Origin of the sequence: Cedecea selenatireducens, assembly GCF_042138895.1 — a bacterium.
GTDB lineage: Bacteria > Pseudomonadota > Gammaproteobacteria > Enterobacterales > Enterobacteriaceae > Cedecea > Cedecea selenatireducens.
In genome coordinates this window covers 274,736-300,508 of record NZ_JBHIKW010000005.1, presented here as the reverse complement: position 1 = coordinate 300,508, position 25,773 = coordinate 274,736, and the positions used below count along the sequence as shown (strand labels likewise).

The following is a 25,773-nucleotide window of genomic DNA, read 5'->3' as shown; positions in this document are numbered from 1 at the left end:
AATCCTCTCGTTGATTCTTAAAGTTTTGCAGACGCAACGTGCGCCTTACCTGAAATCCATTGAGCCATAACCAACGTGGTATCGAGCATCCTGTTGGCAAAGCCCCATTCGTTATCACACCAGACTAGAGTTTTAATCAGATGTTGCCCACTGACCCGCGTTTGCGTGCCGTCGACGATTGCACTGTGCGGATCGTGGTTAAAATCAGTAGAGACCAACGGTAATTCCGTATAGTCAACTATACCATGAAATGCTTCCTGTGCCGCTTTTTGCAGCAAGTGGTTGACTTCACATGCATTTACCGAATTTTTGACCGTGACGCTTAAATCAATTGCCGTGACGTTTATCGTCGGTACACGCACCGCAATGGCCTCAAAACGGTCATTGAACTGTGGGAAAATACGCGTGATACCGGCTGCAAGACGCGTATCCACCGGAATGATCGACTGACTCGCCGCGCGGGTGCGTCGTAAATCGGGGTGATAGGCGTCAATAACCTGCTGATCGTGCATCGCCGAGTGGATGGTCGTGACCGTCCCGGACTCAATGCCAAACGCTTCATCCAGCAGTTTAATAATCGGAATAATACAGTTTGTGGTGCAGGAGGCGTTGGAGACGATGCGGTGGCTGTCTTCGACCAGTTCATGGTTAACGCCATAAACGACGGTAGCATCGAGATCGTTGCCGCCAGGGTGCGAGAACAGCACTTTTTTCGCCCCTGCCGCGAGGTGGGCTTCACCGTCAGCGCGGGAGCCGAATACGCCGGTACAGTCCAGCACGATATCAACGCCAAGCTCGCGCCATGGCAGCGCCTCAATGGTCGGTTCGTGCAGCAGGCGAATGCTGTCATCGCCCACAAACAGGACTTCGCGCTCCTGGCGCACATCCCAGGCAAAGCGGCCGTGGCTGGTATCGTACTTCAACAGATGCGCGATACCCGCAGCGTCTGCCAGTTCGTTGATTGCTACCACGGTAATTTCCGCACGGCGACCAGATTCGTACAAAGCACGTACCACGTTGCGCCCAATGCGACCGAAGCCATTAATAGCGATGCGTACGGTCATATCTCTCCTGCCAGAATCCCTGGGATTTAGTGGCTGACAGAGTAATCCAGCAACCGCCCGAGGGGAATCCTCGCACTCATGAAACTGCACTTGTTTGCTTAATTGTCGAACATTTATTCGACTGAAACGCTTCAGCTATGTTAAGCGAAAGCGGGAATAAAAGGAACGATACCCCAATATGCTCAGCTCAACTTCTGACGCACATCACAGTTTTGGTGGAATAACTGCAACTCAACGCCGCAGTGGTGGAATAAAGAACAGGGCATTAGTGGAATAATCGGCATAAAAAAGGGCCGCCGAAGCGACCCTCATATTTATCGAGACGGATTACAGAATCGCTTTAGCCTGTTTCACCACGTTTTCCACGGTGAAGCCAAACTCTTCGAACAGCAGTTCCGCTGGAGCAGACTCACCGAAGGTGGTCATGCCAACGATAGCGCCGTTCAGGCCAACGTATTTGTACCAGTAGTCAGCGATGCCGGCTTCGATAGCCACGCGAGCAGGAACGGCTTTCGGCAGCACGGATTCACGGTAAGCAGCATCCTGCTTGTCGAATGCGTCGGTAGAAGGCATGGAAACCACGCGCGCCTTCACGCCTTCGGCAGTCAGCTTGTCCCATGCCGCCACGGCCAGCTCAACTTCGGAACCGGTAGCGATGAAGATAAGCTCAGGCTGACCCGCGCAGTCTTTCAGCACGTAGCCACCGCGAGCGATGTCTTTCAGCTGCTGCTCGGTACGATCCTGCTGAGCCAGGTTCTGACGGGAAAGGATCAGTGCGGTCGGGCCGTCGTGACGCTCAACGCCGTATTTCCACGCCACCGCGGACTCAACCTGGTCACATGGGCGCCAGGTGCTCATGTTCGGGGTCACGCGCAGGGAAGCAACCTGCTCAACCGGCTGGTGAGTCGGGCCATCTTCGCCCAGGCCGATGGAGTCGTGGGTATAAACCATCACCTGACGCTGTTTCATCAGCGCAGCCATACGCACCGCGTTACGGGCATATTCTACGAACATCAGGAAGGTAGAGGTGTACGGCAGGAAACCACCGTGCAGGGAGATACCGTTGGCAATCGCGGTCATACCGAATTCGCGCACGCCGTAGTGGATGTAGTTCCCGGCGGTATCTTCGTTAATCGCTTTAGAACCGGACCAGATAGTCAGGTTAGAAGGCGCCAGGTCAGCGGAGCCGCCCAGGAATTCTGGCAGCAGCGGGCCGAACGCTTCGATAGCATTCTGAGACGCTTTACGGCTGGCAATTTTGGATGGATTTGCCTGCAGCTTAGCGATGAATTCGTTTGCTTTTGCATCGAAGTCAGCCGGCATTTCGCCCTTCACGCGGCGAGTATACTCAGCGGCTTCCTGCGGGAAGGCTTTGGCGTAGGCAGCGAACTTCTCGTTCCAGGCCGCTTCTTTAACCTGACCTGCTTCTTTCGCATCCCACTGAGCATAGATGTCAGAAGGGATTTCGAACGGCGCGTGGTTCCAGCCCAGCGCTTCACGAGTCAGTGCGATCTCTGCATCACCCAGCGGTGCGCCGTGGGAGTCGTGAGTACCGGCTTTGTTCGGGGAACCGAAACCGATGATGGTTTTGCACATCAGCAGGGAAGGTTTGTCGGTAACAGCGCGCGCTTCTTCTACCGCACGTTTGATAGCCGCCGCGTCGTGACCGTCTACGCCGCGCACTACGTGCCAGCCGTAGGCTTCAAAGCGTTTCGCAGTATCGTCGGTGAACCAGCCTTCAACGTGGCCGTCGATGGAGATGCCGTTGTCGTCATAGAAAGCAACCAGTTTACCCAGCTTCAGGGTACCCGCCAGAGAGCAAACCTCGTGAGAGATGCCTTCCATCATGCAGCCATCACCCATGAATGCATAGGTGAAGTGGTCCACGATGTCGTGTCCTGGGCGGTTGAACTGCGCCGCCAGCGTTTTCTCTGCGATAGCCATACCGACCGCGTTCGCGATGCCCTGACCCAGAGGGCCAGTCGTGGTTTCAACACCTGCGGTGTAGCCCACTTCCGGGTGGCCCGGAGTCTGAGAATGCAGCTGACGGAAGTTTTTCAGCTGTTCAATCGGCAGGTCATAACCGCTGAGGTGCAGCAGGCTGTAAATCAGCATAGAACCGTGGCCGTTGGACAGCACGAAGCGGTCACGGTCAGCCCATAACGGGTTCTGTGGGTTATGGTTCAGGAAATCACGCCACAGGACTTCGGCAATGTCGGCCATGCCCATAGGGGCACCCGGGTGACCGGATTTGGCTTTTTGTACTGCGTCCATGCTGAGCGCACGAATAGCATTGGCAAGCTCTTTACGAGAGGACATTTTGACTCCAGATCGGATGGTTGAAGATCGCGCCTTGACTACGATGCGTTATGGGCTACGCCCGAAAATGTGACAACAATGTACACCAGGGGAATGGTCATGTACATGCGGCGCGCCGTTGACAGGGTAAGAAATCTCTGGATAACGCTCGCAAGTTGCGCAACCTGATGCGCAGGCCATTTATTCTTCTTTATACTGAGTGTGGAGCCGCCTCGCCTGCGGTAAATCCGATTCTGTTTTTACCTATTATAAAGAAAGGAAAAATGGCCATGAAGATGCGCCCAATATTGTTGAGCCTGAGCGTCGCGGCCCTGCTGACCGGCTGCCAGGGAATGGACTCCAACGGGCTACTTACCTCCGGAGCCGAAGCTTTCCAGGCCTACACGCTAAGCGATGCCCAGGTCAAAACCCTGAGCGATGACGCCTGCAAGCAGCAGGACAGCAAAGCCACGATTGCCCCGGCAGACAGCCCCTACACCCAGCGGCTGAACAAAATTGCCTCCGCGCTGGGCGATAACATCAACGGCCTGCCGGTCAACTACAAGGTGTACGTCACCAAGGACGTCAACGCCTTCGCCATGGCGAACGGCTGTATCCGCGTCTACAGCGGCCTGATGGACATCATGGATGACAACGAAGTCGAAGCGGTGATTGGCCACGAAATGGGGCACGTCGCGCTCGGCCACGTGAAAAAAGGTATGCAGGTCGCGCTCGGGGCTAACGCAGCACGTGTTGCAGCGGCATCTGCGGGCGGCGTGATTGGCAACCTGTCGCAGTCTCAGCTTGGGGATTTAGGCGAAAAACTGGTCAACGCTCAGTTCTCCCAGCGCCAGGAGTCCGAGGCTGACGACTACTCTTACGATCTGTTGCGCAAACGTGGTATCAACCCGACCGGCCTTGCCACCAGCTTTGAGAAACTGGCTAAGCTCGACGAAGGCCGTCAAAGCTCCATGCTGGACGACCACCCGGCGTCTGCCGCGCGTGCCCAGCACATCCGCGACCGTATGGCGGCGGACGGGATTAAATAAATATGTGGCAACGATCGGCCTGAATAACAGGTCGATCGTTATAGGGCTAAGCGTGTTAACCCTGCCCAGAACATCTGCCTAAGCTCTCCCCGAACAGTTCAAGAAGAGCGCCACAGCCAATACCTTAGTAAAGCGTCTTCTGCGGTGGCCCGGCGAACTTCAGGGCACCTATCAGCCCCATTCGCACTTCTACGACCGAAGGCCCCGGCATCGCCAGAGCTTCAGTCATCACCGAGTCAAAATCCTCAGCCCGTTCCACGCTCCAGGCCTGCAGGCCAATCGCCTGAGCAAGCTGGGTGAAATCCGGCGTATGCAGCTCGTTATAATACTGACGCCCGCCGAAATACTTATCCTGAATGCCACGCATCACGCCGTAACCGCCATCGTTCATCACCAGCAGCGTGACGTTAGCTTTCTCCTGCGCCAGCGTCGCCAGTTCTCCCATGTTCAGGCTCAAGCCGCCATCGCCGACCAGCCCCACGACCTTACGTTGTGGATTAGCAATCGCGGTGCCGATGGCCATCGGCAGACCCATACCGATCGCCCCTGCGAGGGAGTGGATGTTCATCAGCGGCCCGTGCGCGCGGAACAAACGGCTGCCCCACAGGCTGCCGGAAACGGTGATATCGCGTACCAGCAGGCCATCTTTCGGTAACGCTTTCTCGATAGCATCATTGAGCTTCGCATAGGCCCCGCACTGCTCCCGTAGCCCCTGATCCGCTTTGGCTACCGCCTCCTGCACCTGAGCATCCCAATGGGCATCGCCCCATTCACGCCCCTGCGCTTTATCGGCCAGGGCGGCCATCAGCGAAGCACAGTCAGCCACGAGGGTGTTGTCCATCAGGTAGTTACGGCTCGCCGCCGCCGGATCGATATCAACCTGCACGCGCGGATGCGGTAGTTCAAGCGTCCACGAGCGGGTTTCGTTACTGCGCAGGCGTGAACCGGCCACCAGCGTAAAGTCGCACTGCGCGATGAGAGCCTCAACCGACGGCGAGTTATGGAACGCTCGCAGGCTGGCACGGTGGCTGTCCGCCAGCACGCCGCGCGCATGGGTGCTGGAGATAACGGTAATCCCCGCATCCGCCAGTTTTTTCACTGCTTCTGAGCAGCCCAGAGCCCCGCCGCCCAGCCACAGTAGCGGCTGTTTCGCCTGTTTTAGCTGCGCCCACAGCGTATCGACAACCGTGGCATCTACGGTTGAAGCCGAAGCCGCTTTTACCGGTGCCGTCACCAGCGACAGCGGGATCTTCGCCCCCTGAATATCGATCGGGATTTCGACAGAGACTGGTCCACACGGCGGGGTCTGCGCCTCCTGAATGGCTTTATGCAGAATCGCCATCGCCTGGTTGGCATTGCTGATGCGATACGCCCGTTTTGAGCTGGCCTTCAGGAAGGTCAGCTGATCGCGGGTTTCATGGATAAACCCGGTGTCGGCATCCAGCCAGGCTTTCTCCACCTGACCGGTCAGATGCAATAGCGGCGTGCAGGCATTCATCGCCTCAACCAGCGCGCCCACCGCGTTACCTGCGCCCGCACCGGTGCTGGTTAGCGCCACGCCAAGGCCGGAAAAACGCCCGTGGGCGTCGGCCATAGTGACAGAACCCGCTTCACCGCGCGCCGGGACAAAGCGGATATTCCCGCGCTGCCCCACCGCATCCGCGATAGGTAAGTTATGAATAGAGATGACGCCATAAATGGCCTCAACCTTATACTGTTCCAGCGTTCTGGCGATGGCGTCGCCGACGGTTATCATTTCACTCATTGCTCACCCTTTTCTCAGTCGCACCAGTGGTTGACGCCGTTGCCCGTCGCCAGATAAATGCTCTTTTGCTGCATCCAGGCTTTCAGCCCCTGAATGCCCTTTTCGCGGCCCAGACCGCTCTCTTTAAAGCCCCCAAACGGGGTCGAAATAGCAAAAACTTTGTAGGTGTTGATCCACACCGTGCCCGCTTCCAACTGCTCACTCAGGCGCAGGGCACGGCCTGTATCGCGCGTCCAGATCCCTGCCGCAAGGCCATAAACCGAGTCATTAGCCTCGCGAATCAGCGCCGCCTCATCGCTAAACGGCATGACGACCAGCACCGGGCCGAAGATCTCTTCCTGGCAAGCGCGAGCGCTATTGGTCAGTCCTTCAACGATCGTAGGCAGGAAGAAACTGCCGTTTGCCAACTGTGGATCGGCCGGGATCTCCCCGCCGCACAGCAAGCGCCCGCCTTCACGCTTCGCCAGCTCGACGTAGTCCTGCACGCTCTGACGGTGCCTGTCGTTAATTAACGGCCCCATGTGCACGCCGTCAGTGAAGGGATTACCGATGCGCAGCCCGCGCGTGAGTTCCAGCAGTCGCGCCATCAGCTGCGGATAAACGCTTTCATGCACGAACAGGCGCGAACCCGCGATGCACGCCTGCCCCGCCGAGCTGAAAATGCCGTAGCAGATCCCACGCGCGGCCTGCTCAATGTTGGCATCTTCCAAAACGATGGTCGGGGATTTACCGCCCAGTTCCAGTGAAGCAGGAATAAGCTTTTCAGCCGCCACGTGCGCCAAATGGCGGCCCGTGGTGGTTCCTCCGGTAAAGGAGATCTTCCGCACCTTGGGGTGACGCGCCAGCGCATCGCCAATCACTGAACCTTTGCCCGGTAATACGCTGAGCAGCCCGGCGGGTAGCCCGGCCTGCTCAAAAATTCGCGCCAGCTCCAGCGCCATCAGCGGCGTGGCTTCCGCGGGTTTGAGGATAACTGCGTTACCGGCCGCAATAGCAGGGGCGACTTTCTGCATTTCGCTGGCAATAGGCGAATTCCACGGCGTAATGGCTGCCACCACACCCAGCGGCTCATAGCGGCTCAGCGTCAGTAAGTCAGCCTGCCGTGGCGTGGGCAATTCGCCCTCCAGCAGCTCACAGGCAGCAGCAAAATAGCGCGCCGTTCCCGCCGCACTCATCACCAGCCCGCGCGCTTCCGCCAGCGGCTTACCGTTATCGCGGCTCTGCAGGCGTGCCAGCTCATCTAGCCGAGATTCGATCAGATCCGCCACCCTGTGCAGGATCTTTGCACGGCTGTGAGGCAGACTGTTTCGCCATGCGGGATCCCTCCACGCACGCTCGCCGGCCTCAATCGCGTCCTGCAGATCGTCGAGACTGGCGGCGTTCAGCGTGGCGTTCAGCGAACCGTCAGCGGGAAAATGACTCTGCATCTGGTTGCCGCCGCCGCGTCGCCACTGGCCGCCGATGAAAATATTCAACTCTTCCATCATGGTTCCTCAGCGCCGGGCCAGTTCGCGGCAGGCGCGTACCGCGCTGAGTGCCGCCAGAGTGGAGGTTTTTGGATTACCGGCAAGCGGTAGGCCGCTCAGCTCCAGATGAAACTCGCCAAACACGCCTTCAACGTGCAGCGTGTGGGTGTTGCGCTTCGTGGCCGGGTCAACCATCAGCCGCACGCGGGTGTCATCCATGCCTATGCCGCCGAGCGCCACGGTAGCAGCAACGTTGGCATTGGCCGGAAACAGACGCGCCGCCTCGCGGGCGCTGCCTTCAAAGAAGACCTGCGCTTCTGATACTGCATTAAGATCGATAAGCTGCTCTGCGTAGCTGCCGCGCCAGCTGGCCGGGCTTTTACGAGACTGATAGGTCACCCGTTCAAGCCCGCCCTCTTTTGCCGCAGACAGGCCGTCAATGCCTGCCACGGCACCGGAGAGCAGGGTCAGCTTGCCGCCCGCGTGAAGCAGGCGCTGTTCCAGCGCGCTGTCCGCCAGTGCCCCGGTAGAAATCACCGCCAGATGCCAGCCCCGCCGCAAAATTTCTTCGCCATACTGCGCCACGGCCTGCTGACTGGCACACTCCAGCACCAGATCGGGCGTGTCCGTGCACGCCATCGGCGAGGCCAGTGCCAGCACCGCATCACCAAACTGAGCCCGAATAGCGTCATGGTGAGATTCACGTGCCACAATCCAGCCGATGGCAACCTGAGCAGGCAGACGCTCAATCACCGCCTGCGCCATTGCCCCATAGCCAATTAACATGATCTTTTTCATGATGTGTCCTTACAGATGACGGCAAAAACCGCCGGAAACGTCCAGCGCGGCACCGGTGGTAAACGAGGCCAGCGGCGAGGCAAGGAACAGCAGCGCCTGGGCAGGTTCCTGTGGCTTGCCGAGACGAGCCATCGGAATGCCGCGTTTACGAGCAATTCCCGCCGTCCACTCCGGCCAGCTCTGGCTTTTATCCGCGCGCTCTTCAAAGCGGCGTTGCCACTGCCCGGATTCCACCATGCCAAGAAGAATCGAGTTCACCCGAATACCTTTACTCACCAGTTCTTTTGAGAGCGTAAGGGTCATGTTCAACAGCGCCGCACGGGCCGCAGAGGTGGCGATCATGTGTTCCTCCGGCTGGAGCGCCAGCAGGGAGTTCACGCAGGTAATAGAAGCGATATCCGATTGCTCCAGCTGCGGCTGAAACGCCTGAACGGGGTTGATGACGCCGAACAGTTTGAGCCCGGCTTCGTGCAGCCACGCCTCACGCGGAGTGTCATGGAAGTGCGCCACATAACCCTGCCCGGCGTTGTTGATCAGCATATCCGTTGCGCCAAAGCGGGATTTCACCGCATCCGCAAACGCCAGGACTTCATCGGCATTCAACACGTCACAGCGGTAAGAGAAAATCTCCCCATCGGGATATTCATTTTGCAGCGCCGCATGCGCGCTGGCGAGGCGGTCCTGGTCGCGGCCACAGAAGGCCACTTTTGCCCCTTCGCCCAGCAGCAGGCGCAGCGTTTCAAAGCCAATGCCGGAAGAACCGCCGGTGACTACCGCTATGCGCCCGTCAATTTGTGCATTCATCGCGCACCTCTTCGTTAATGCGTAAAAGCTGTTGGTTAAAAAACGCGTCGTTATCGAGATAGCTGGCATGCCCGGCCTGCGGGATGCTAATAAAAGGCATGCCATAGCGAAGAGCAAGCCCTTGCACCAGCTCCGGCTGGGTAATGGCATCTTGCTCCCCGCACCAGACTTCAAACGCGCCGGAATAACGCTTTAGCCAGCCGTGGATATCGTCATGTACCAGCATCCAGGCCGCGGCCAGATAACCATCGACACACAGCCTGCGCATCCCCGCCGCTACCGTGCCAATATCTTCGGCCCGCGCGCCCGGGCGCAGCAGCTTCGCGGCCCGGGTTTGCGCGAGGATTTCGCCGCCTAGCGCTATCTGTTGCTCCCGGCTGCGCCACACCTGCTCGCGCTGTTCCGCTGCGGCCTGGCCATAGCCTTGCGCGGCATCCGCCAGCACTAAATGCAGCACGCGCTCCGGGTATTTCGCGGCAAATGCGCTGGCGACCAGCGCCCCCAAAGAGTGGCCAACCAGCACCGCCCGCCAGACGCCTGCGCGGTCGAGCATCGCCGCCAGCGCGTCGGCATAATCCCCCGCATTCGCACGCTCGGTCGCCAGTATTGGGTTTTCGCCATAACCGGGCATGTCCCACGCCAGCACGCGAAAACCGTTTAGCGACATCTGCTTATGCCAGGAAGCTGCGCCGGAACTAATGCCATGCAGCAGCATCAGCGGGATACCGCTTCCCTGTTCACGAAAGCCCGTCATAGCGCCCCCTTAGCCCCGCTTCACTTTTGAGAGCGGGTGGTCTTCCGGGTAGGTCGGGATTTCCGGCTTGTTGGTCCCCAGCATGACGCACATCAGCGCCTCTTCTTCGCCGTGGTTAAACAGCCCGCGATAGATTCCCGGCGGCACGGAGATCAAATCGCGCTCGCGCAGCACGGTTTCGGTGTAGTTATCACCGTCCTGGATCATCAGGGTGATTTGTCCTTTGAGCATGAAAAACACCTCCTCCACATCATCGTGCAGGTGCAGAGGCCCTTCACATTTAGACGGCAGCACCATGGTGGAGAAGGTAAAGTGTTCTGCCTGAACCGTGTTGGTATCGCTGGCGACGCCCGTTGCCCCCGTGCCGATGTAGCGCATCTGCGCGCGGCGGTATTTCGGGTCGAAATCAGCCTGGAACTTCAGCGCGTTCCAGTCGTATTTACGGCCTTCGAAGCGCGCAATACGCGACTCGATCCACTCTTCCATCGTCAGGTTTTCAGGTTTAACGCCCGGTTTTGAAGCTATGGTTGAATCAGTCATGACACTCTCCTCAGTAACGTCTCAGCAGCGGCAGTAACAGGACGCAGCCCACCGCCGCCATCACCGCCAGAAAAATCAGTCCGGAATCCATGCTGTGGGTGAAGGCAATCAATGCCCCCATCACCGCCGGCGACAGCGCGCCCGCAAAGTTTCCCAACCCGTTGAAAATGCCGCCCGCCGTGGCGCTTACGCGCGGATGAGTGGCCTTCGCCAGCAGGGCGAAAATGTTGGGGGCGCCGGTGCCCCACATAAAGGTGCTAAAGCTCATCGCCGCAATAATGGCCAGCGGTGTATCGAGGTGCATCACCGCCACCAGCCCAAGAGCAGCCCCTGCCATCGAAATAAAACAGGCCGCGGCACGTTTATCGACCCGGTCCGAAAGCCATGCGCCAATCACCTCACCGGCCAGCATGGCGATAAATGGCATCGACGACAGCCAGCCCGCATGCTCCAGGTGAATGCCCTTACCTTTAATCAGGTAGCCCGGCAGCCAGCCGTTGATGCCCCACAGGTAGGTGAGAAACGCGATGTTAAAGATGCAGATGATCCAGAAGTGCGTGCTGACAAACAGCTCGCGCCGTGCGGCACGTCGCTCATCCTGAGAAGCCTGTGATGTGGCAGGTTTCGCGTCCAGACGGATCCCGCGCAGGCCGATACGCACGAAGATAAGCACCGGCACAGTAAGCAGCGCCATCACGAAGAAAGTGCTCTGCCAGCCGAAGGTGTTGAGCAACCAGAGGGAAAGCGGAAAACCAATCGCCGCCCCCACGGGCGTACCCAACAGCCACAGCATGGTGGCGCGAGCCTGCAGGTGCTGCGGGAAGCTATGACGCACAATGGCGAACGCCAGCGGGAACAGTGGCCCTTCCGCCACGCCGAGCAGGATACGCAGCACGATCATTAGCGTGTAGTTATGGGTAAAGCCCATCGCCACCATCAGCACACACCACACCGCCATCATGCCGGTGAGCAGTCGCAGTGGCGCAATTTTGTCTCCCAGACCGCTTAAAAATACCGACGAAAAGCCGTAGCTCAGCAGGAAGGCGCTCATCAGAATGCCGAGCCGCGTGGTATCAAAATCAATGCCCATCGCCTGCTGGAAATGGCTATCGGAAAAAAGCGCCGCAATGCTGATTTTGTCGAAAAATGCCAGCAGTACACAGGCAAGCAGCGACAACGGAATAGCCCAGCGCACCGCCTTTTCAGGCGTGCGGGTCCCCTCACCGCCTGCCTCAACGGGCGCGGTGTTGGTCTCAAAAGTGGTCATGTCTCCCCCTACGGGTGCGGATTAGCTATCGCAGTGACATCAGTGAAAACGTCGGGTCGGTAAGCGGCACGGCCGATAAATCCCGCCCCGCCGCCATCCAGCGTTTCGCCAGCTTGACGGTGCGCGCATCGTTAAACGCCACCAGTTGGGTCAGCCGTCCGTGCTCATCCAGCGAGAAGAACAGCGAATCTTCACGCACTGTGGTTGTGCTGCCAGGCTGCGGAATACCGAGGATCTGGATATTGTGCTGGTATTGATCCGACCACAGCCACGGCGCGTCGTCGTAGCCCGGCGCATCAGGGTTAAGCATCGCTTTGGCCGTTGCCACCGCCTGGTTCTGGGCAAATGCCCACGACTGAATGCACAGTCCGAAGTGATGGTGCTGCGCCACGTCACCCGCGGCAAAGACGGACGGATCCGACGTGCGCCCCTGTGAATCCACCACGATCCCACGCTCGATGTTAAGCCCGGCGTCACGGGCCAGCTCCAGGTTGAGATCGACGCCGATCCCGACAACAACGGCGTCGAAGCTTTCACGTTTACCCTCGCAATGAATAACCGGCCGACCGTTATCATCCTCAAGCTCCAGCGCGCCAACGCCGGTACGGATATCCACGCCCTGCTCGCGATGGAGTGCGGCTAATCGCTGAGAAACCTCGCCGCTGACAGAACGCATGCACAGGGCAGGCTGCTGCTCGAACAATGTGACCGCTACGCCGCTTTTACGCGCGGAAGCGGCAATCTCAAGGCCTATCCAGCCGCCGCCGACAATCGCCAGCGTTTTGCTTCCCGCCAGGCGCGCTTTCAGACGCTGCGCATCCTGCCAGTGACGCAGGGTGTAGACCTGAGGATGGTTGGCCCATGCCTCACCGGGCAGGCGCGCACGCCCCCCGGTAGCGATTAAAAGGGTGCTGTAGCTCAGGTGCTCGCCATTGCTTAAACGTACCGTTTTTGTATCGCAATCAAGGGACTCAGCGCGCAGCGGACGATACCAGGTCAGGTTCAGCGCCTGCTGCACTTCCTCGGGAAACAGGCGCGGCAGCACGGCATCCGGCTCCAGCAGAGAGGCTTTGGAGAGCGGCGGACGCTCGTAGAAATCCCACTCTTCTTCCGCCACAACGCAAATCTCGCCGTCAAAGCCCTCATCACGCAGCGTTTTTGCCGCCCAGCCACCGGCCTGACCGCCGCCAATTATGACAATGCGCGACGTCATACCGACTCCAGCTTTTTCTGCTGGCGGCGGGTGTCATGGTCGATGCCGCCTTCCACCGCCCATTCGGTAAAGGAGACCAGAGAGTGTTCAAGCTCGCGCGGCTGCCAGTTTTCGGTCAGGTAATCATCGTTGGTGTAATACTCAAACGCGCCGCCCGTAGGGCTGTTGACGTACCAGAAATAGGCTGACGAAACCGGATGGCGGCCAGGCCCGATAAAGGTGCTCCAGTTATTTTTGTTCATCGCGATCCCACCGCCGATCACTTCGTGGATGTCACGCACGGTAAAGGCCACATGGTTAAGCCCGCGCTTGCGGTTAGGGAGCTGCAACAGGAAGAGGTTGTGATGGCCCCCGCGCACGCCGCAGCGCAGGAATACGGCGCGGTTGATGTAACGGTCTGAAACCTGGAAACCGAGCACCTCACGATAGAACTTCTCCACCTCCGCCAGCGCTTCGACAAAAAATACTACGTGACCAACGTTGATTGGCTGGGCGCGATCGTAAACCGGGCTTGGCGTATCAACGCGGCGCACGTCGCCCCACTGGTTAATCGGCTCGACGTTAAGATCGACCGGCTTCTGCTGGCTTACCTGCACGCGCAGGGTCATACCGTTAGGATCGAGGCACTCCAGCGCACCATCCACTTCACGAAAACCGGGCTGCCGCTGCAGTTTCGGACGCAACGCATCCAGGTCAGCCTTCGTGGCGACCGCCCAGGTCATGCGACGCAGGGTGTTACCCGCTTCAAACGCAGGGGGCAGCTCCTGGCTATCAATGGGGCTAAGCTCCACGCGAGCGCCGCTCAAGGTAGTGAAAGACCGGCCGTCTGCATCGCCCGTCAAGCCAAAATCATGCATAAATTTGGCGCAGTGCGTCAGGTTCTCAACGCCAAATTCAAGCTTTTCAATTCCGGTTATACTCATCGTTCGTTGCCTCATCTGGCCCAAATTGGGCGTAAAACATGCCCGACGCACTTAAGCGCCTGACGTTAACTCGCTGATTTAGCTGGCCTGTGACAAATAGCCTAAGAAGCCAGAAATTTTATCTGCCGCCAGACGGACGTCGTTTTGTAGACGCTCGCGGTCGGTTTGTGGGATCTCTTCCGACGGCACCAGAATGCTCACTACCGCGGCCACACGCCCGCTGCGGTCATACACCGGATACACAATGGAAGAGATGCCGTGGCGGAAGAAGGATTCGCCAATCACGTAGCCGCGGGCTTTGTCCTGCTGCACCATCTGCCACAGGGCTTCGCGGTCGTGAAGCTGCCCCGGCGTGTTGCCCGGCAGGCGCTCATGTGGGAACAGCAGTTCAAAATCAGTTCGGGAAATATCGGTCAACAGCATGCGTCCCAGCGACGTGCAGTGCACTGGTAAACGAGTGCCAATACTGACCTGATTGATACGTGAACCGGCGGCGCTGACGCGAGCGATGTAGATAATGTCGCGCCCGTCACGGATCGCCAGATGGCTGCTGCACTGGCTGACGTCACGCAGCTGTTCAATCACCGGCTGGCCGACCTGCGCCACATCCAGCGAGGCAATGTACTCAAACCCCAGGCGCAGCACGTTCATGCCCAGCGAGAAGGTATTGGTGCGCGTGTTGCGCTCCAGAAAGCCCATGTATTCCAGGGTTTGCACCACGCGATAGGCGGTTGCTTTCGGCATGTCCACCAGCCGGTGCAGCTCGGCAAAGGTCAGTTCGCGATGCTGCTCGCCGAAGGCCAGCAGTAACTGCAGGCCGCGCTCAAGTCCCGGCACCAGATACTTCACTTCCTGATCGTTTGCCATACTCGCTTCACCCTTTAGTTAAAGACAAAACCACCGTTGACCGGAATCAATTGTCCGGTAATAAACCGCGACAGGTCGCTTAACAACCAGACCACGCTGCCGGTGACGTCCTCAGGCAGCTGCGCGCCGGTTAACGCCCGCCCGTTTTCATACAGCTGATGGCGCTCGGCGGGGACATATTCTGTCGCCTCAACGCGAGTTAACCCCGGCGCAATGGCGTTAATACGAATGCGTTTCTCACCCAGCTCGCGAGCCATCGAGCGCGTCATGGCAATCACTGCCCCTTTGCTGGCAACATAGGCCATCAGGCGTGGCGCGCCCCACAGCGCGGTGTCGGAGGCCACATTCACTATCCCGGCCCCTTCACGCATCAGCGGTACCGCGGCGCGCGTCACAAGCCAGGTGCCTTTAACGTTCACACTCATCACGCGATCCCAGAGATCGGGATCGTAATCGAGCATATTCACGCCGCCAACGCCGGTCGCCATTGCCGCATTGTTCACCAGGCCGTCAATCTGCCCTTCGGCACCAATGGCGTTGAAGACCTGTTCAATAGAGTGCGGATCGGCCAGATCGATAACGTGGGAGGCAATCGAATACCCCAGAGCGCTTAGCCCGTGTGCACTCTCAGCCAGTTCACCTGCCAGGATATCGCACATCACTACCGCCGCGCCCTGCTCCGCGCAGGCTTTGGCGAAGTGATAGCCCAGCCCGCGGGCTGCGCCAGTCACGACGATACGCTTGCCGTTCAACAGCCCGTTCATCAGGCCGCGCCCTGCGCTGCTTCGAGGGTTGCCAGCTGTTCCCTGGCCGCTTTTTGCATCATGCGGCGCAGGCGTGAGAGGCCGACGTCATGCTGATAGAGATATTCGTGTTCGCGGGCATCTGGCGCCATGCTTTCCAGCACCACACGATCCTGCTCCAGGACTTCCCAATGCAGTTTTTCCAGACGGTTGCGGTACATAAAGCGCCACATATCGCGCTGCCAGCCCTGCACGCGGCGGATACGCCAGAAGAAGACGCGGCAGTTGTCGTTATCTTCCGGCACCACCATGCCGACGATAAAGAAGTGCCCGCCCGGCCCAAAGCGCTTGCGGTAAGGAATCGACAGACGCATCCATAGCGCCCCGGTGTTGCCCAGCTCAACCCAATCGAAGTTGACGCCGGTCTGGCCTTTTTTCTCAAAGATAAAGCCGGTTTTGGTCGGCTGGAGTACCATGTCGGCCTTGCGGTCGCCTTCCGCCATTGAGTGCGAGGCCGAATGCAGATAGGTGCCGTGCATCGGGTCCATGACGTTTTCCAGCGCGTACTGGTAATTGCATTGCCATGCGGCGGTACACAAGAAGTTGCTGTAGGCTTCGCCGTCGGCCAGCTCCTCCGGGAAGGTCAGTTCATCGGGCTGCTGCTCCGCCGTTACGCCAAACCACAGGAAAATGGCGCCGTGCACCTCCTGCACGCTGTAGCTGCGCACGCACTGCTGGCCGACCAGAGGACATTTGTCCACGGCAGGCACATCCTTCACTTCACCGTTGCCCGCCACTTCCAGTCCGTGATACCAGCAGGCGATACGATCGCCGAGGTTCCAGCCCATCGACAGGCGCGCGCCACGGTGCGGGCAGCGGTCCTCCAGGGCCTGCACCTGGCCATCCTTATTACGCCAGACCACAATCTGCTCGCCGAGGCGGGTAATCCCCACCGGAGCAGACTGCACCTCCCAGCTTGCCAGTACGGGGTACCAGAGGCCACGCAGACCTTTATCAAGATAATTTTGTACGGTAGTCGTCATCGCGTTGCCCTCAGTAGCCGTGAACCCGTAAGAATGCCTGGAAGCTGGCGTCGCTCCATGGCTCGCCCTGCATATCGTGCATCCGTACCGCATTCAGCCCATTAACCAGCTCCGGCAAGGTTTCAACGCCCTGCTCAAAGAAATCTTCCAGCGTAGCGATAAGGCTCACTTCCCAGTTTTCCGGTACGCGGCTGCGGGTCTGCCAGATCAAGTTCTGGTAATCACCCGGCTTATGGATGGCGCCGTTCCCGCCCTCTGCGGGAGGGGTAAACTGACGACTTTCCGGCAGCGCCGGGTTGAAGTTCAGGGAATCACTCATGCCACGGTCTCCTCGATGAAGGTAATCTGGATCTGGTTTTCAATGACCCGAACCGGGTAGCTGTTGAGGTTGCGCCCACCGGGGCCGTGCAGGCACTGGCCGGTTTTGACGTCGAAAATAGCCTCATGCAGCGGGCATTCCACCTTACCGTCTTCGACGAAGCCCTGGCTCAGCAGCGCATAGGCATGCGGGCATACGTCTTCCAGCGCGTAATATTCACCGTCAATCAAATAAATGCCTATCTCTTTACCTTCGACGTTGCCGCTAAAAGGGAAATCTTCCTGTACTTGTTCTGCGTCACATACGCCTATCCAGCTCATCACGATCCTCCAGGCTTTCGTCTCATATATGAAACTTTGTTTCTTATTTAATACGGTCAATATAAAAGCGGGGACGTTTTCGTCAAGCCTGTTTGTGACGTATTTGTTAATGGAAAGGGTTTTAATTATCTATCTGTGCAAGCGATCACGAAAAAATGCAGAGATATGAAACATTCATTCTTCAGGTGTGAATAAATAGGCTTTATTGATTCTCTTAAATCTGAATAAAAGGTATTGACTTTTCTTCTCGCCCACTCATAAAAATAAATAAATGTGGCTGGGACGTTGTTTCACCCGTGAAACACATTTAAATATTTATCTTTATAAACAATGAGTTTCACAGATGAATCATTTTAGCCCCGTGACAATCACACTGATAAAAATATTAATAAATTAAAATATAAGGCGGGCGTAATGACGGCAAGATGGCAAGGCACAATAGCACTTTTGTTGCTTATTATTATTTCCTACATCGACCGGGTGAATATCTCAGTAATGATTTTAAATCCGGAATTTGCCGAACACTTTCAGCTAAATGAAAACAGAATGTTACAGGGAATGCTGATGACCTGCTTTCTCCTGGGTTATGGTTTTTCGGCTTTATTATTAACGCCGGTTATAGAAAGCAAATTAAATTATCGACAGGGATTATTAAGCAGTATTGCGATTTGGGCTGCGGTTTGCGCTATTTCTCCACTTCTGGGATCGCTAATGGGCATGCTCATTGCCCGCGTGATTCTGGGCGTTGCCGAAGGGCCGCTGTTTTCGCTCAAAACGCGCTTTATTAGCGATAGCTTCCGGGCCGAAGAGATCGGAAAGCCCAATGCCGTTACCGCGCTGGGCGTCTCTCTCGGGCTGGCCGTCGGCTTTCCGCTGGTGACATGGTTGATGGCCCATCTGGGATGGGCCGGTTCTTTTTACGCACTGGCGGTCATGAATCTGGTGCTGGGTGGAGGGTTAATCTGGCGCTTCCTGCCTGCACCGCCCCGCACGGCAAAGATAAAAAAATCGGGATTTGTGCAGACCTTTACGCTTGCCTGGCAAACGCCGCTGCTGGGCTGGATCCTTCTGGTGGAAGTCGCCACGCTTAGCTATCTCTGGGGCAGCAGCGCATGGCTGCCCGCATGGCTTCGTGATGAGCATCACTTCTCGCTGCACGCGACGGGCATGTTAGCGGCTATTCCCTTCCTGCTAAGCCTGGGATCTAAATTTCTTGGCGGGGTACTACTCGACAGGATGCGCCCGGAACAGGCGCCGGTGCTATTTGTGGTGGGCGGTTTGCTGACGGCGATGTCCGTTGTCGCACTGATGCTGAGCCACCAGCCAGCATGGCTTGCGCTGTTTATGCTCTCGGCCAATATCTTCTGGGGACTGCAGGGGGCGGCCATTCCTGCGGTCGTTCAGCATCATGCCGCGCGGGAAGCTGTTGGCAGCGCGTATGGGATAATCAACGGCATCGGCAATATCTGCGCGGCCTTTATTCCGCTGCTGATGGGAATGGTGATGAAATCGGAGGGATCGGTCAGTTCAGGCTTTTCGGTGCTGGTTGTGTCGCAGGTTATTACCCTGCTGGCGGGAGGAATGTTGCTGCTGCGCATGCGCCGCGCAGCAGCAATCAGCGCCTAAGACTTATTCGCCTTTTTCGCTGCCTGGATGTAGAGCATTTCCAGCGCCAGGGTCGCCGCGGCCAGCGCGGTGATTTCTGACTGGTCGTAGGCCGGAGCCACTTCCACCACGTCCATCCCCACGATATTCAGATCTTTCAGGCCACGTACCAGCTTGATAGCGCGGTCAGACGTCAGGCCGCCAATCACCGGCGTACCGGTACCCGGCGCGAACGCTGGATCCAGGCAGTCGATGTCAAAGGTCAGGTACACCGGCATATCACCGACGATCTGCTTAACCTGAGCGATGATGTCGTCCACGCCGCGGTCATTCACCTGGCAGGCATCCAGCACGGTGAAGCCGTTGTCTTTGTCGAACTCGGTACGGATACCGATCTGCACTGAGTGGTTCGGATCGATCAGGCCTTCGTTTGGCGCGGTGTAGAACATGGTGCCGTGGTCGAACTCGCAGCCGTTCGCGTAGGTATCGGTGTGGGCATCGAAGTGAACCAGCGCCATTTTACCGAAGTGCTTAGCGTGGGCGCGCAGCAGCGGCAAAGTCACAAAGTGGTCACCGCCGAAGGAGAGCATACGCTTGCCGGCAGCCAGCAGACGCTCGGCGTGAGCCTGAAGATTCTCGCTCATTTCGCGGGCATCACCGAAGGCGTATACCAGGTCGCCGCAGTCCACAACGTTCAGACGCTCGCGCATGTCGAAGTTCCACGGGAAGCGGTTTCCTTCCCATGCCAGGTTGGTGGACACCTGACGGATCGCTGCCGGGCCGTGGCGGCCGCCCGCACGACCGGAAGTTGCCGCATCAAACGGAACGCCGGTGATAACCCAGTCCGCATCGCTATCGTACGGCTGGAAATTCAGCGGGAAACGCAAAAAACCAAAGGCATTAGATACCAGGGAGTTATCGTATTTGTGGCCTAAGGTGCTCATTGTCTGACCTCTCGGTTGGGGTTAAAAAAAGCCTAAAAAAAATCCCCTCCGCGTCGTTAAACCCGACGAGGAAGGGATTGGATTGGGGTACTGCCTTTTATTGAGCGGATTATCGCCGCTAATTCATACGGGTTCAAGAGAGTATAGGCGATGATGCTGCCTTTGCCCCTGACCCTGCCCTCTCGCACAGAAAGAGGGCGATTGAATTACTCGTCTTCCAGATACGTGTAACCGTAAAGACCGGCTTCAAACTCTTCGAGGAACTGCTGTTGCAGCGCCTCGTCAAGGCCGGTGTTCTTCACCTGGTCGCGGAACTGGGTCAGCAGCTTGTTCGGGTCGAGCTGCACGTACTGCAGCATATCCGCCACGGTGTCGCCTTCATCAGACAGCTCAACTTCCACGGAGCCGTCAGGGAAGACGAAGACGTCTACCGCTTCGGTGTCACCGAACAGGTTGTGCATGTTGCCGAGGATTTCCTGATACGCGCCAACCATAAAGAAGCCCAGCATCGGCGGGTTCTCCGGGTCGTATTCCGGCATTGGCATGGTCGTTGCGATACCGTCGCCGTCCACGTAGTGGTCGATTGCGCCATCGGAGTCACAGGTGATATCCAGCAGTACGGCACGGCGCTCAGGCGCGTGGTTCAGCCCTTCCAGCGGCATCACCGGGAACAGCTGGTCGATACCCCACGCATCCGGCATCGACTGGAACAGCGAGAAGTTGACGTACATTTTGTCCGCCATGCGCTCCTGCAGCTCGTCGATGATTGGACGGTGCGCGCGGTTGCTCGGATCGAGCTGTTTCTGCACGTCGTGGCACATGTTCAGGTAGAGCTGTTCGGCCCAGGCACGTTCCTGCAGGCTGTAGGCGCCGGAGGAGTAGCCGACGTGGATATCGTGCAGGTCCATCTGGCTATCGTGCAGCCATTCACGCAGCGAACGGCGCGTGCCCGGCTGGTGCATTTCAAGCCAGGTTTCCCACATGCTTTGCAGCGCGCGCGGTGCGTCATCGGCCGGTGGGGTCGCCGCGGTGTATTCGTTACGCTCAACGCCAATGATGTTGGAAACCAGCACGGTGTGGTGCGCGGTTACGGCGCGGCCAGACTCGGTAATCACCGTCGGGTGCGGCAGGCCGTTTTCTTCACAGGCATCGCCGATTGCCCAGATGATGTTGTTCGCGTACTCATTCAGGCCGTAGTTAACCGAACAGTCGGACTGGGAACGCGTCCCTTCGTAGTCCACGCCCAGGCCACCGCCAACGTCGAAGCATTGGATATTCACGCCTAGCTTGTGCAGCTCAACGTAGAAGCGGGCGGATTCACGCACGCCGGTCGCGATGTCGCGAATGTTTGCCATCTGCGAGCCAAGATGGAAGTGCAGAAGCTGAATGCTGTCCAGGCGACCGCGTTCACGCAGGATTTCCACCAGCTGCAGAACCTGGTTTGCCGCCAGGCCGAATTTGGATTTTTCACCACCGGAGGACTGCCACTTACCGGAGCCCTGGGAAGCCAGACGGGCGCGAACGCCCAGGCGAGGAATCACGTTCAGGCGCTCGGCTTCTTCCAGCACGATGCTAATCTCGGACATCTTCTCGATAACCAGATAGACCTTGTGGCCCATCTTCTCGCCGATCAGCGCCAGGCGGATGTATTCGCGGTCTTTATAGCCGTTACAAACGATAACAGAACGGGTCATGCCAGCGTGCGCCAGCACGGCCATCAGTTCGGCTTTAGAGCCAGCTTCCAGACCCAGCGGCTCGCCGGAATGGATCAGCGACTCAATCACGCGACGATGCTGGTTTACTTTGATCGGATAAACCAGGAAGTAGTCGCCTTTATAGCCGTAAGATTCACGGGCGCGCTTAAAGGCGGCGTTAATTGAACGCAGGCGGTGTTGCAGGATCTGCGGGAAGCAGAACAGCGCAGGCAGGCGTTGGCCCTGGGCTTCGCGAGCTTTAACCAGCTCGGCGAGATCGACCCGAGCCTCCGGAACGTCCGGATCCGGGCAAACGCTGATGTGGCCCAGTTCGTTGACGTCGTAATAGTTATTGCCCCACCAGGCAATATTGTATGTACGCAGCATCTTGCTGGCTTCCTCGGAGCTCATGGCAACCTCCTGAATGGAACGATGTACATCCTGCCCGCCCACTGACGAACCCGAAACAGAAGTAATTTTGTCAGTCATGGCGAACCTCAAATTTTGTCGATTGTGCAAAACAGTTGACTACTATCGCAGGGGTATCCTGCAATAACAACCCATTAACAGCGCGTATTGACAGCACAAGACGCTGACAGCCAGGCTGTGCGACCGGTTTCATTTTCATATCATTGTAAAACACGTATCCGAACCCTGTATGACAGGACGGCGAAACCACGAGAAAACTCTTGTATTACAAGAGCGCCCTTGTTCAGTGACCACGGCGGATTACAGACCGGCCCGGGGATCCTGAGAAGCGCCGAGATGGGTAAAACATCGGCAAGTTTGAAAACATGAGATGCAGGCTGCGAGGAGCATATGCGCGCCAGGACGGCGTGCCAGATTAATTGAATGACGGCGGTTCATTACTCGTATCACCTCCACGCATACGTTGACTATGTATGCGACAAGCCAAAGCTGCGAGCACTGTAGCTGACAGGCTCTAAATAATTGCTCAACCCGGCTGGAAGTGGGCAACACAAACTGTGTGCTTTTGATTAAGCCGCGCGCGCCGCTTTATACCCATATCAGGGGTAAAAAGCAAAACAAAAATGCGTAAATTGCCAGCAGTGTCAGCCATGCTTTCCACTAAAGATTTCTCACATATTGCCGTTACCCTAAAAAATTCTGGCTATCTGCCGATTGTGTAATCTAAAATAGCCGTCCAGATGTTAATCCATCTATACTGATTAACTGTTAGACTGCCTGTTTTTCAATCTGTGGCAATAAGTTCCCAGGTTGGTCTATCTCACCGCACCTGCGGCGTAGAGCAGCAGCCTGAACTAAACAAATCCTTTTAGGGTGAAGAAAATATGGCTAAACACCTTTTTACGTCCGAGTCTGTATCTGAAGGGCATCCTGATAAAATCGCTGACCAAATCTCCGACGCCGTCCTTGATGCTATCCTCGAGCAGGATCCGAAAGCACGCGTAGCCTGTGAGACCTACGTTAAAACCGGCATGGTTCTGGTTGGCGGCGAAATCACCACCAGCGCGTGGGTTGATATCGAAGAAATCACCCGCAACACCGTGCGTGAAATCGGCTATGTGCATTCAGATATGGGCTTTGATGCCAACTCCTGTGCCGTTCTGAGCGCGATTGGTAAGCAATCCCCGGACATCAACCAGGGCGTTGACCGTACCGATCCGCTGGAGCAGGGCGCGGGCGACCAGGGCCTGATGTTTGGCTACGCGACTAACGAAACCGACGTGCTGATGCCAGCGCCAATCACCTACGCCCACCGTCTGGTGCAGCGTCAGGCTGAAGTGCGTAAAAACGGCTCCCTGCCTTGGCTGCGTCCGGATGCGAAAAGCCAGATCACCTTCCAGTATGACGACGGCAAGATCGTCGGTATCGATGCGGTGGTGCTGTCTACTCAGCATTCCGAAGACGTCGAGCTGAAAGTCCTGCAGGAAGCGGTGATGGAAGAGATCATCAAACCTGTTCTGCCGGGCGAGTGGCTGAACGCGTCGACCAAATACCACATCAACCCAACCGGCCGTTTCGTCATCGGTGGCCCGATGGGTGACTGCGGTCTGACCGGTCGTAAAATCATCGTTGATACCTACGGCGGTATGGCTCGTCACGGTGGCGGCGCATTCTCCGGTAAAGATCCGTCTAAAGTTGACCGTTCTGCCGCCTACGCTGCGCGTTATGTTGCGAAAAACATCGTGGCTGCAGGCCTGGCCGACCGCTGTGAAATTCAGGTTTCTTACGCTATCGGCGTGGCAGAACCTACTTCCATCATGGTGGAAACCTTCGGTACCGAGAAAATCTCTACCGAGCAGCTGACCCTGCTGGTGCGTGAGTTCTTCGACCTGCGTCCATACGGCCTGATCCAGATGCTGGATCTGCTGCACCCGATTTACAAAGAGACCGCCGCTTACGGTCACTTTGGTCGCGAACATTTCCCTTGGGAAAAAACCGACAAAGCAGCACTGCTGCGCGAAGCTGCTGGCCTGAAATAACTCTCCAGCCTTCCGTCTTTAAAGGCCAGCTTATGCTGGCCTTTTGCTTTCTGCCGCTGCGCCAGCACGCCTCTTTTTTCCTATTCCCCGAGCCGTTCGCCGTCATCGTGAAACCGATTACATCCGTAAATAAAGACTTCTGTTATCGCTTTTTATCATCCCTCAGTTAAAACACATCATTTGTTACATAACGCTTCAGACTAAGCTGATTTTTTCCCGCAGCGTGGACTTTAGTCACTATTAATCTCATGTTTTATCATAATGAAGCCTCTTTTTAATCTGCACCGTTAGTGTAACCGATTACATAGCTGTGATTATCATCACACACTTTTGCCCTTCGCTGACCTACCCTTAATGCCGTCAAATCCGAAAAACCCACGTGGAGGGCGTTATGCCTGACAATAAAAAATCCGGGCGTTCAAACAAAAGCATGACCTTTTTCGTCTGCTTCCTCGCCGCACTCGCCGGCCTGCTGTTTGGCCTGGATATCGGCGTAATTGCCGGTGCGCTGCCTTTTATCGCTAAAGACTTCGCCATCACTTCCCACACCCAGGAATGGGTGGTGAGCTCAATGATGTTCGGTGCCGCCGTCGGGGCCATCGGCAGCGGCTGGCTCTCCTTCAAGCTGGGCCGAAAATACAGCCTGATGATCGGCGCCGTGCTGTTTGTGCTCGGCTCCCTTTGCTCGGCCTTTGCGCCTAACGTTGAAGTGTTGATTGTTTCCCGCGTCCTGCTGGGCCTTGCCGTCGGCGTAGCTTCCTACACCGCGCCGCTGTACCTGTCAGAGATTGCGCCGGAGAAGATTCGCGGCAGCATGATCTCCATGTACCAGCTCATGATAACCATCGGTATTCTGGGCGCTTATCTCTCTGATACCGCCTTCAGCTACACCGAATCCTGGCGCTGGATGCTTGGGGTTATTACCCTGCCTGCCCTGCTGCTGCTGGTTGGCGTATTTTTCCTGCCGGACAGCCCGCGTTGGTTTGCCGCCAAGCGCCGTTTCCACGATGCTGAGCGCGTTCTGCTGCGCCTGCGTGATACCAGCGCAGAAGCGAAACGTGAGCTGGAAGAGATCCGCGAAAGCCTGAAGGTAAAACAGAGCGGCTGGTCGCTGTTTAAGGACAACTCTAACTTCCGTCGCGCGGTCTTTCTGGGCGTGCTGCTACAGGTTATGCAGCAGTTCACCGGCATGAACGTCATCATGTACTACGCACCGAAAATCTTCGAAATTGCCGGGTTTGCCAACACCACGCAGCAAATGTGGGGCACCGTGATCGTCGGCCTGATTAACGTACTGGCGACCTTCATCGCCATCGGCCTGGTGGATCGCTGGGGACGTAAGCCTACGCTGGTGCTTGGCTTCATGGTCATGGCCGTTGGGATGGGCGTGCTGGGCACCATGCTGCACATCGGTATCCACTCTCAGGGCGCGCAGTACTTCGCGATTGCCATGCTGCTGATGTTCATCGTTGGCTTCGCCATGAGCGCGGGCCCGCTGATTTGGGTGCTGTGTTCTGAAATCCAGCCGCTCAAAGGGCGTGATTTCGGTATCACCTGCTCCACCGCCACCAACTGGATTGCCAATATGATCGTTGGCGCAACCTTCCTGACCATGCTGAACACGCTGGGCAACGCCAACACCTTCTGGGTTTATGCGGCGCTGAACCTGTTCTTCATCGTCCTGACGCTGTGGCTTATTCCTGAGACAAAACACGTCTCGCTGGAACACATCGAACGTAACCTGATGAAAGGCCGTAAATTACGCGAAATCGGCGCGCACAACTAAGCTTTAACGGTCCCTCCCGGTGACGGGAGGGGCTTGCACCGCG

Annotated in this window: 24 protein-coding genes; 4 read left to right on the top strand and 20 right to left on the bottom strand. The window is 57.3% G+C overall.

Going from position 1 to position 25,773, the window contains the following annotated elements:
• Positions 1 to 17 precede the first annotated feature (17 nt).
• Positions 18 to 1,064, bottom strand: a complete 1,047-nt coding sequence (gene epd, locus ACE38U_RS11105; RefSeq protein WP_038479056.1) for an erythrose-4-phosphate dehydrogenase — start codon at positions 1,062 to 1,064, stop codon at positions 18 to 20.
• A 327-nt stretch (positions 1,065 to 1,391) separates the two neighbouring features.
• The gene (gene tkt / locus ACE38U_RS11100) at positions 1,392 to 3,383 is read right to left on the bottom strand and encodes a transketolase (protein WP_176981588.1); all 1,992 of its coding nucleotides are present in this window, start codon (positions 3,381 to 3,383) and stop codon (positions 1,392 to 1,394) included.
• Between the two features lie 269 nt (positions 3,384 to 3,652).
• Between tkt and loiP the strand changes: the two genes are divergently transcribed.
• On the top strand, positions 3,653 to 4,411 hold the full coding sequence (gene loiP / locus ACE38U_RS11095) for a metalloprotease LoiP (protein WP_038479050.1): 759 nt from the start codon (positions 3,653 to 3,655) through the stop codon (positions 4,409 to 4,411).
• Positions 4,412 to 4,535: 124 nt separating this feature from the next.
• Here the strand turns inward: loiP and ACE38U_RS11090 are convergent, their stop codons facing one another.
• From ACE38U_RS11090 to ACE38U_RS11025, 14 genes are all read right to left on the bottom strand, one after another.
• On the bottom strand, positions 4,536 to 6,176 hold the full coding sequence (locus tag ACE38U_RS11090) for a thiamine pyrophosphate-binding protein (protein ID WP_176981586.1): 1,641 nt from the start codon (positions 6,174 to 6,176) through the stop codon (positions 4,536 to 4,538).
• A 14-nt stretch (positions 6,177 to 6,190) separates the two neighbouring features.
• On the bottom strand, positions 6,191 to 7,660 hold the full coding sequence (locus tag ACE38U_RS11085) for an aldehyde dehydrogenase (RefSeq protein ID WP_375529773.1): 1,470 nt from the start codon (positions 7,658 to 7,660) through the stop codon (positions 6,191 to 6,193).
• Between the two features lie 9 nt (positions 7,661 to 7,669).
• A complete protein-coding gene (locus ACE38U_RS11080) occupies positions 7,670 to 8,440 on the bottom strand; it encodes an aspartate dehydrogenase (protein WP_375529745.1) in 771 nt (256 codons plus the stop codon).
• A 9-nt stretch (positions 8,441 to 8,449) separates the two neighbouring features.
• Positions 8,450 to 9,244 (bottom strand): SDR family oxidoreductase, encoded by a 795-nt coding sequence (locus tag ACE38U_RS11075; protein ID WP_038479038.1) that lies wholly within the window; start codon positions 9,242 to 9,244, stop codon positions 8,450 to 8,452.
• Complete coding sequence (locus ACE38U_RS11070; protein WP_375529744.1) at positions 9,228 to 9,998, bottom strand: alpha/beta fold hydrolase; 771 nt, start codon at positions 9,996 to 9,998, stop codon at positions 9,228 to 9,230. Before ACE38U_RS11070 ends, ACE38U_RS11075 begins: the two co-directional genes overlap by 17 nt.
• Before the next feature lie 9 nt (positions 9,999 to 10,007).
• Positions 10,008 to 10,538, bottom strand: a complete 531-nt coding sequence (locus ACE38U_RS11065; RefSeq protein ID WP_038479032.1) for a cupin domain-containing protein — start codon at positions 10,536 to 10,538, stop codon at positions 10,008 to 10,010.
• Between the two features lie 10 nt (positions 10,539 to 10,548).
• A complete protein-coding gene (locus tag ACE38U_RS11060; RefSeq protein WP_038479029.1) occupies positions 10,549 to 11,805 on the bottom strand; it encodes an MFS transporter in 1,257 nt (418 codons plus the stop codon).
• 25 nt (positions 11,806 to 11,830) lie between these two features.
• A complete protein-coding gene (locus tag ACE38U_RS11055; RefSeq protein ID WP_375529743.1) occupies positions 11,831 to 13,018 on the bottom strand; it encodes an NAD(P)/FAD-dependent oxidoreductase in 1,188 nt (395 codons plus the stop codon).
• Positions 13,015 to 13,941, bottom strand: a complete 927-nt coding sequence (locus ACE38U_RS11050) for a VOC family protein (protein ID WP_038479023.1) — start codon at positions 13,939 to 13,941, stop codon at positions 13,015 to 13,017. Before ACE38U_RS11050 ends, ACE38U_RS11055 begins: the two co-directional genes overlap by 4 nt.
• 78 nt (positions 13,942 to 14,019) lie before the next feature.
• Positions 14,020 to 14,808 (bottom strand): IclR family transcriptional regulator, encoded by a 789-nt coding sequence (locus tag ACE38U_RS11045; RefSeq protein WP_038479020.1) that lies wholly within the window; start codon positions 14,806 to 14,808, stop codon positions 14,020 to 14,022.
• Between the two features lie 14 nt (positions 14,809 to 14,822).
• The gene (locus ACE38U_RS11040) at positions 14,823 to 15,572 is read right to left on the bottom strand and encodes an SDR family oxidoreductase (protein WP_038479017.1); all 750 of its coding nucleotides are present in this window, start codon (positions 15,570 to 15,572) and stop codon (positions 14,823 to 14,825) included.
• Positions 15,572 to 16,594, bottom strand: a complete 1,023-nt coding sequence (locus ACE38U_RS11035) for a Rieske 2Fe-2S domain-containing protein (protein ID WP_375529742.1) — start codon at positions 16,592 to 16,594, stop codon at positions 15,572 to 15,574. The genes ACE38U_RS11040 and ACE38U_RS11035 overlap by 1 nt, the downstream gene beginning before the upstream one ends.
• A 10-nt stretch (positions 16,595 to 16,604) precedes the next feature.
• Entirely contained in the window at positions 16,605 to 16,913 is a 309-nt protein-coding gene (locus tag ACE38U_RS11030) for a recombinase-like helix-turn-helix domain-containing protein (protein WP_176981580.1), read from the bottom strand.
• Positions 16,910 to 17,233: a non-heme iron oxygenase ferredoxin subunit gene (locus ACE38U_RS11025; protein ID WP_038479008.1), complete on the bottom strand. Its 324-nt coding sequence runs from the start codon at positions 17,231 to 17,233 to the stop codon at positions 16,910 to 16,912. Before ACE38U_RS11025 ends, ACE38U_RS11030 begins: the two co-directional genes overlap by 4 nt.
• A gap of 414 nt (positions 17,234 to 17,647) precedes the next feature.
• On the opposite strand from ACE38U_RS11025, the gene ACE38U_RS11020 reads away from it, so the two are divergent.
• The gene (locus ACE38U_RS11020) at positions 17,648 to 18,859 is read left to right on the top strand and encodes an MFS transporter (RefSeq protein ID WP_038479005.1); all 1,212 of its coding nucleotides are present in this window, start codon (positions 17,648 to 17,650) and stop codon (positions 18,857 to 18,859) included.
• On the opposite strand, the gene speB is transcribed toward ACE38U_RS11020, so the two are convergent.
• The 4 genes from speB to yqgG all read right to left on the bottom strand — a co-directional run bounded on the left by speB (position 18,856) and on the right by yqgG (position 22,355).
• On the bottom strand, positions 18,856 to 19,782 hold the full coding sequence (speB, locus tag ACE38U_RS11015; RefSeq protein ID WP_375529741.1) for an agmatinase: 927 nt from the start codon (positions 19,780 to 19,782) through the stop codon (positions 18,856 to 18,858). The two genes, ACE38U_RS11020 and speB, sit on opposite strands and share 4 nt — an antisense overlap.
• 206 nt (positions 19,783 to 19,988) lie before the next feature.
• Positions 19,989 to 21,965 (bottom strand): biosynthetic arginine decarboxylase, encoded by a 1,977-nt coding sequence (gene speA / locus ACE38U_RS11010; RefSeq protein WP_176981579.1) that lies wholly within the window; start codon positions 21,963 to 21,965, stop codon positions 19,989 to 19,991.
• The gene (gene yqgB / locus ACE38U_RS11005; protein ID WP_370527354.1) at positions 21,958 to 22,098 is read right to left on the bottom strand and encodes an acid stress response protein YqgB; all 141 of its coding nucleotides are present in this window, start codon (positions 22,096 to 22,098) and stop codon (positions 21,958 to 21,960) included. Before yqgB ends, speA begins: the two co-directional genes overlap by 8 nt.
• 107 nt (positions 22,099 to 22,205) lie before the next feature.
• Entirely contained in the window at positions 22,206 to 22,355 is a 150-nt protein-coding gene (yqgG, locus tag ACE38U_RS22420; protein WP_511161096.1) for a small protein YqgG, read from the bottom strand.
• A 434-nt stretch (positions 22,356 to 22,789) separates the two neighbouring features.
• Here yqgG and metK point away from each other — a divergent pair, with 434 nt between their 5' ends.
• Positions 22,790 to 23,944, top strand: a complete 1,155-nt coding sequence (metK, locus tag ACE38U_RS11000) for a methionine adenosyltransferase (RefSeq protein ID WP_038478995.1) — start codon at positions 22,790 to 22,792, stop codon at positions 23,942 to 23,944.
• A gap of 391 nt (positions 23,945 to 24,335) precedes the next feature.
• On the top strand, positions 24,336 to 25,730 hold the full coding sequence (locus ACE38U_RS10995; RefSeq protein ID WP_375529740.1) for a sugar porter family MFS transporter: 1,395 nt from the start codon (positions 24,336 to 24,338) through the stop codon (positions 25,728 to 25,730).
• Positions 25,731 to 25,773 lie beyond the last annotated feature (43 nt).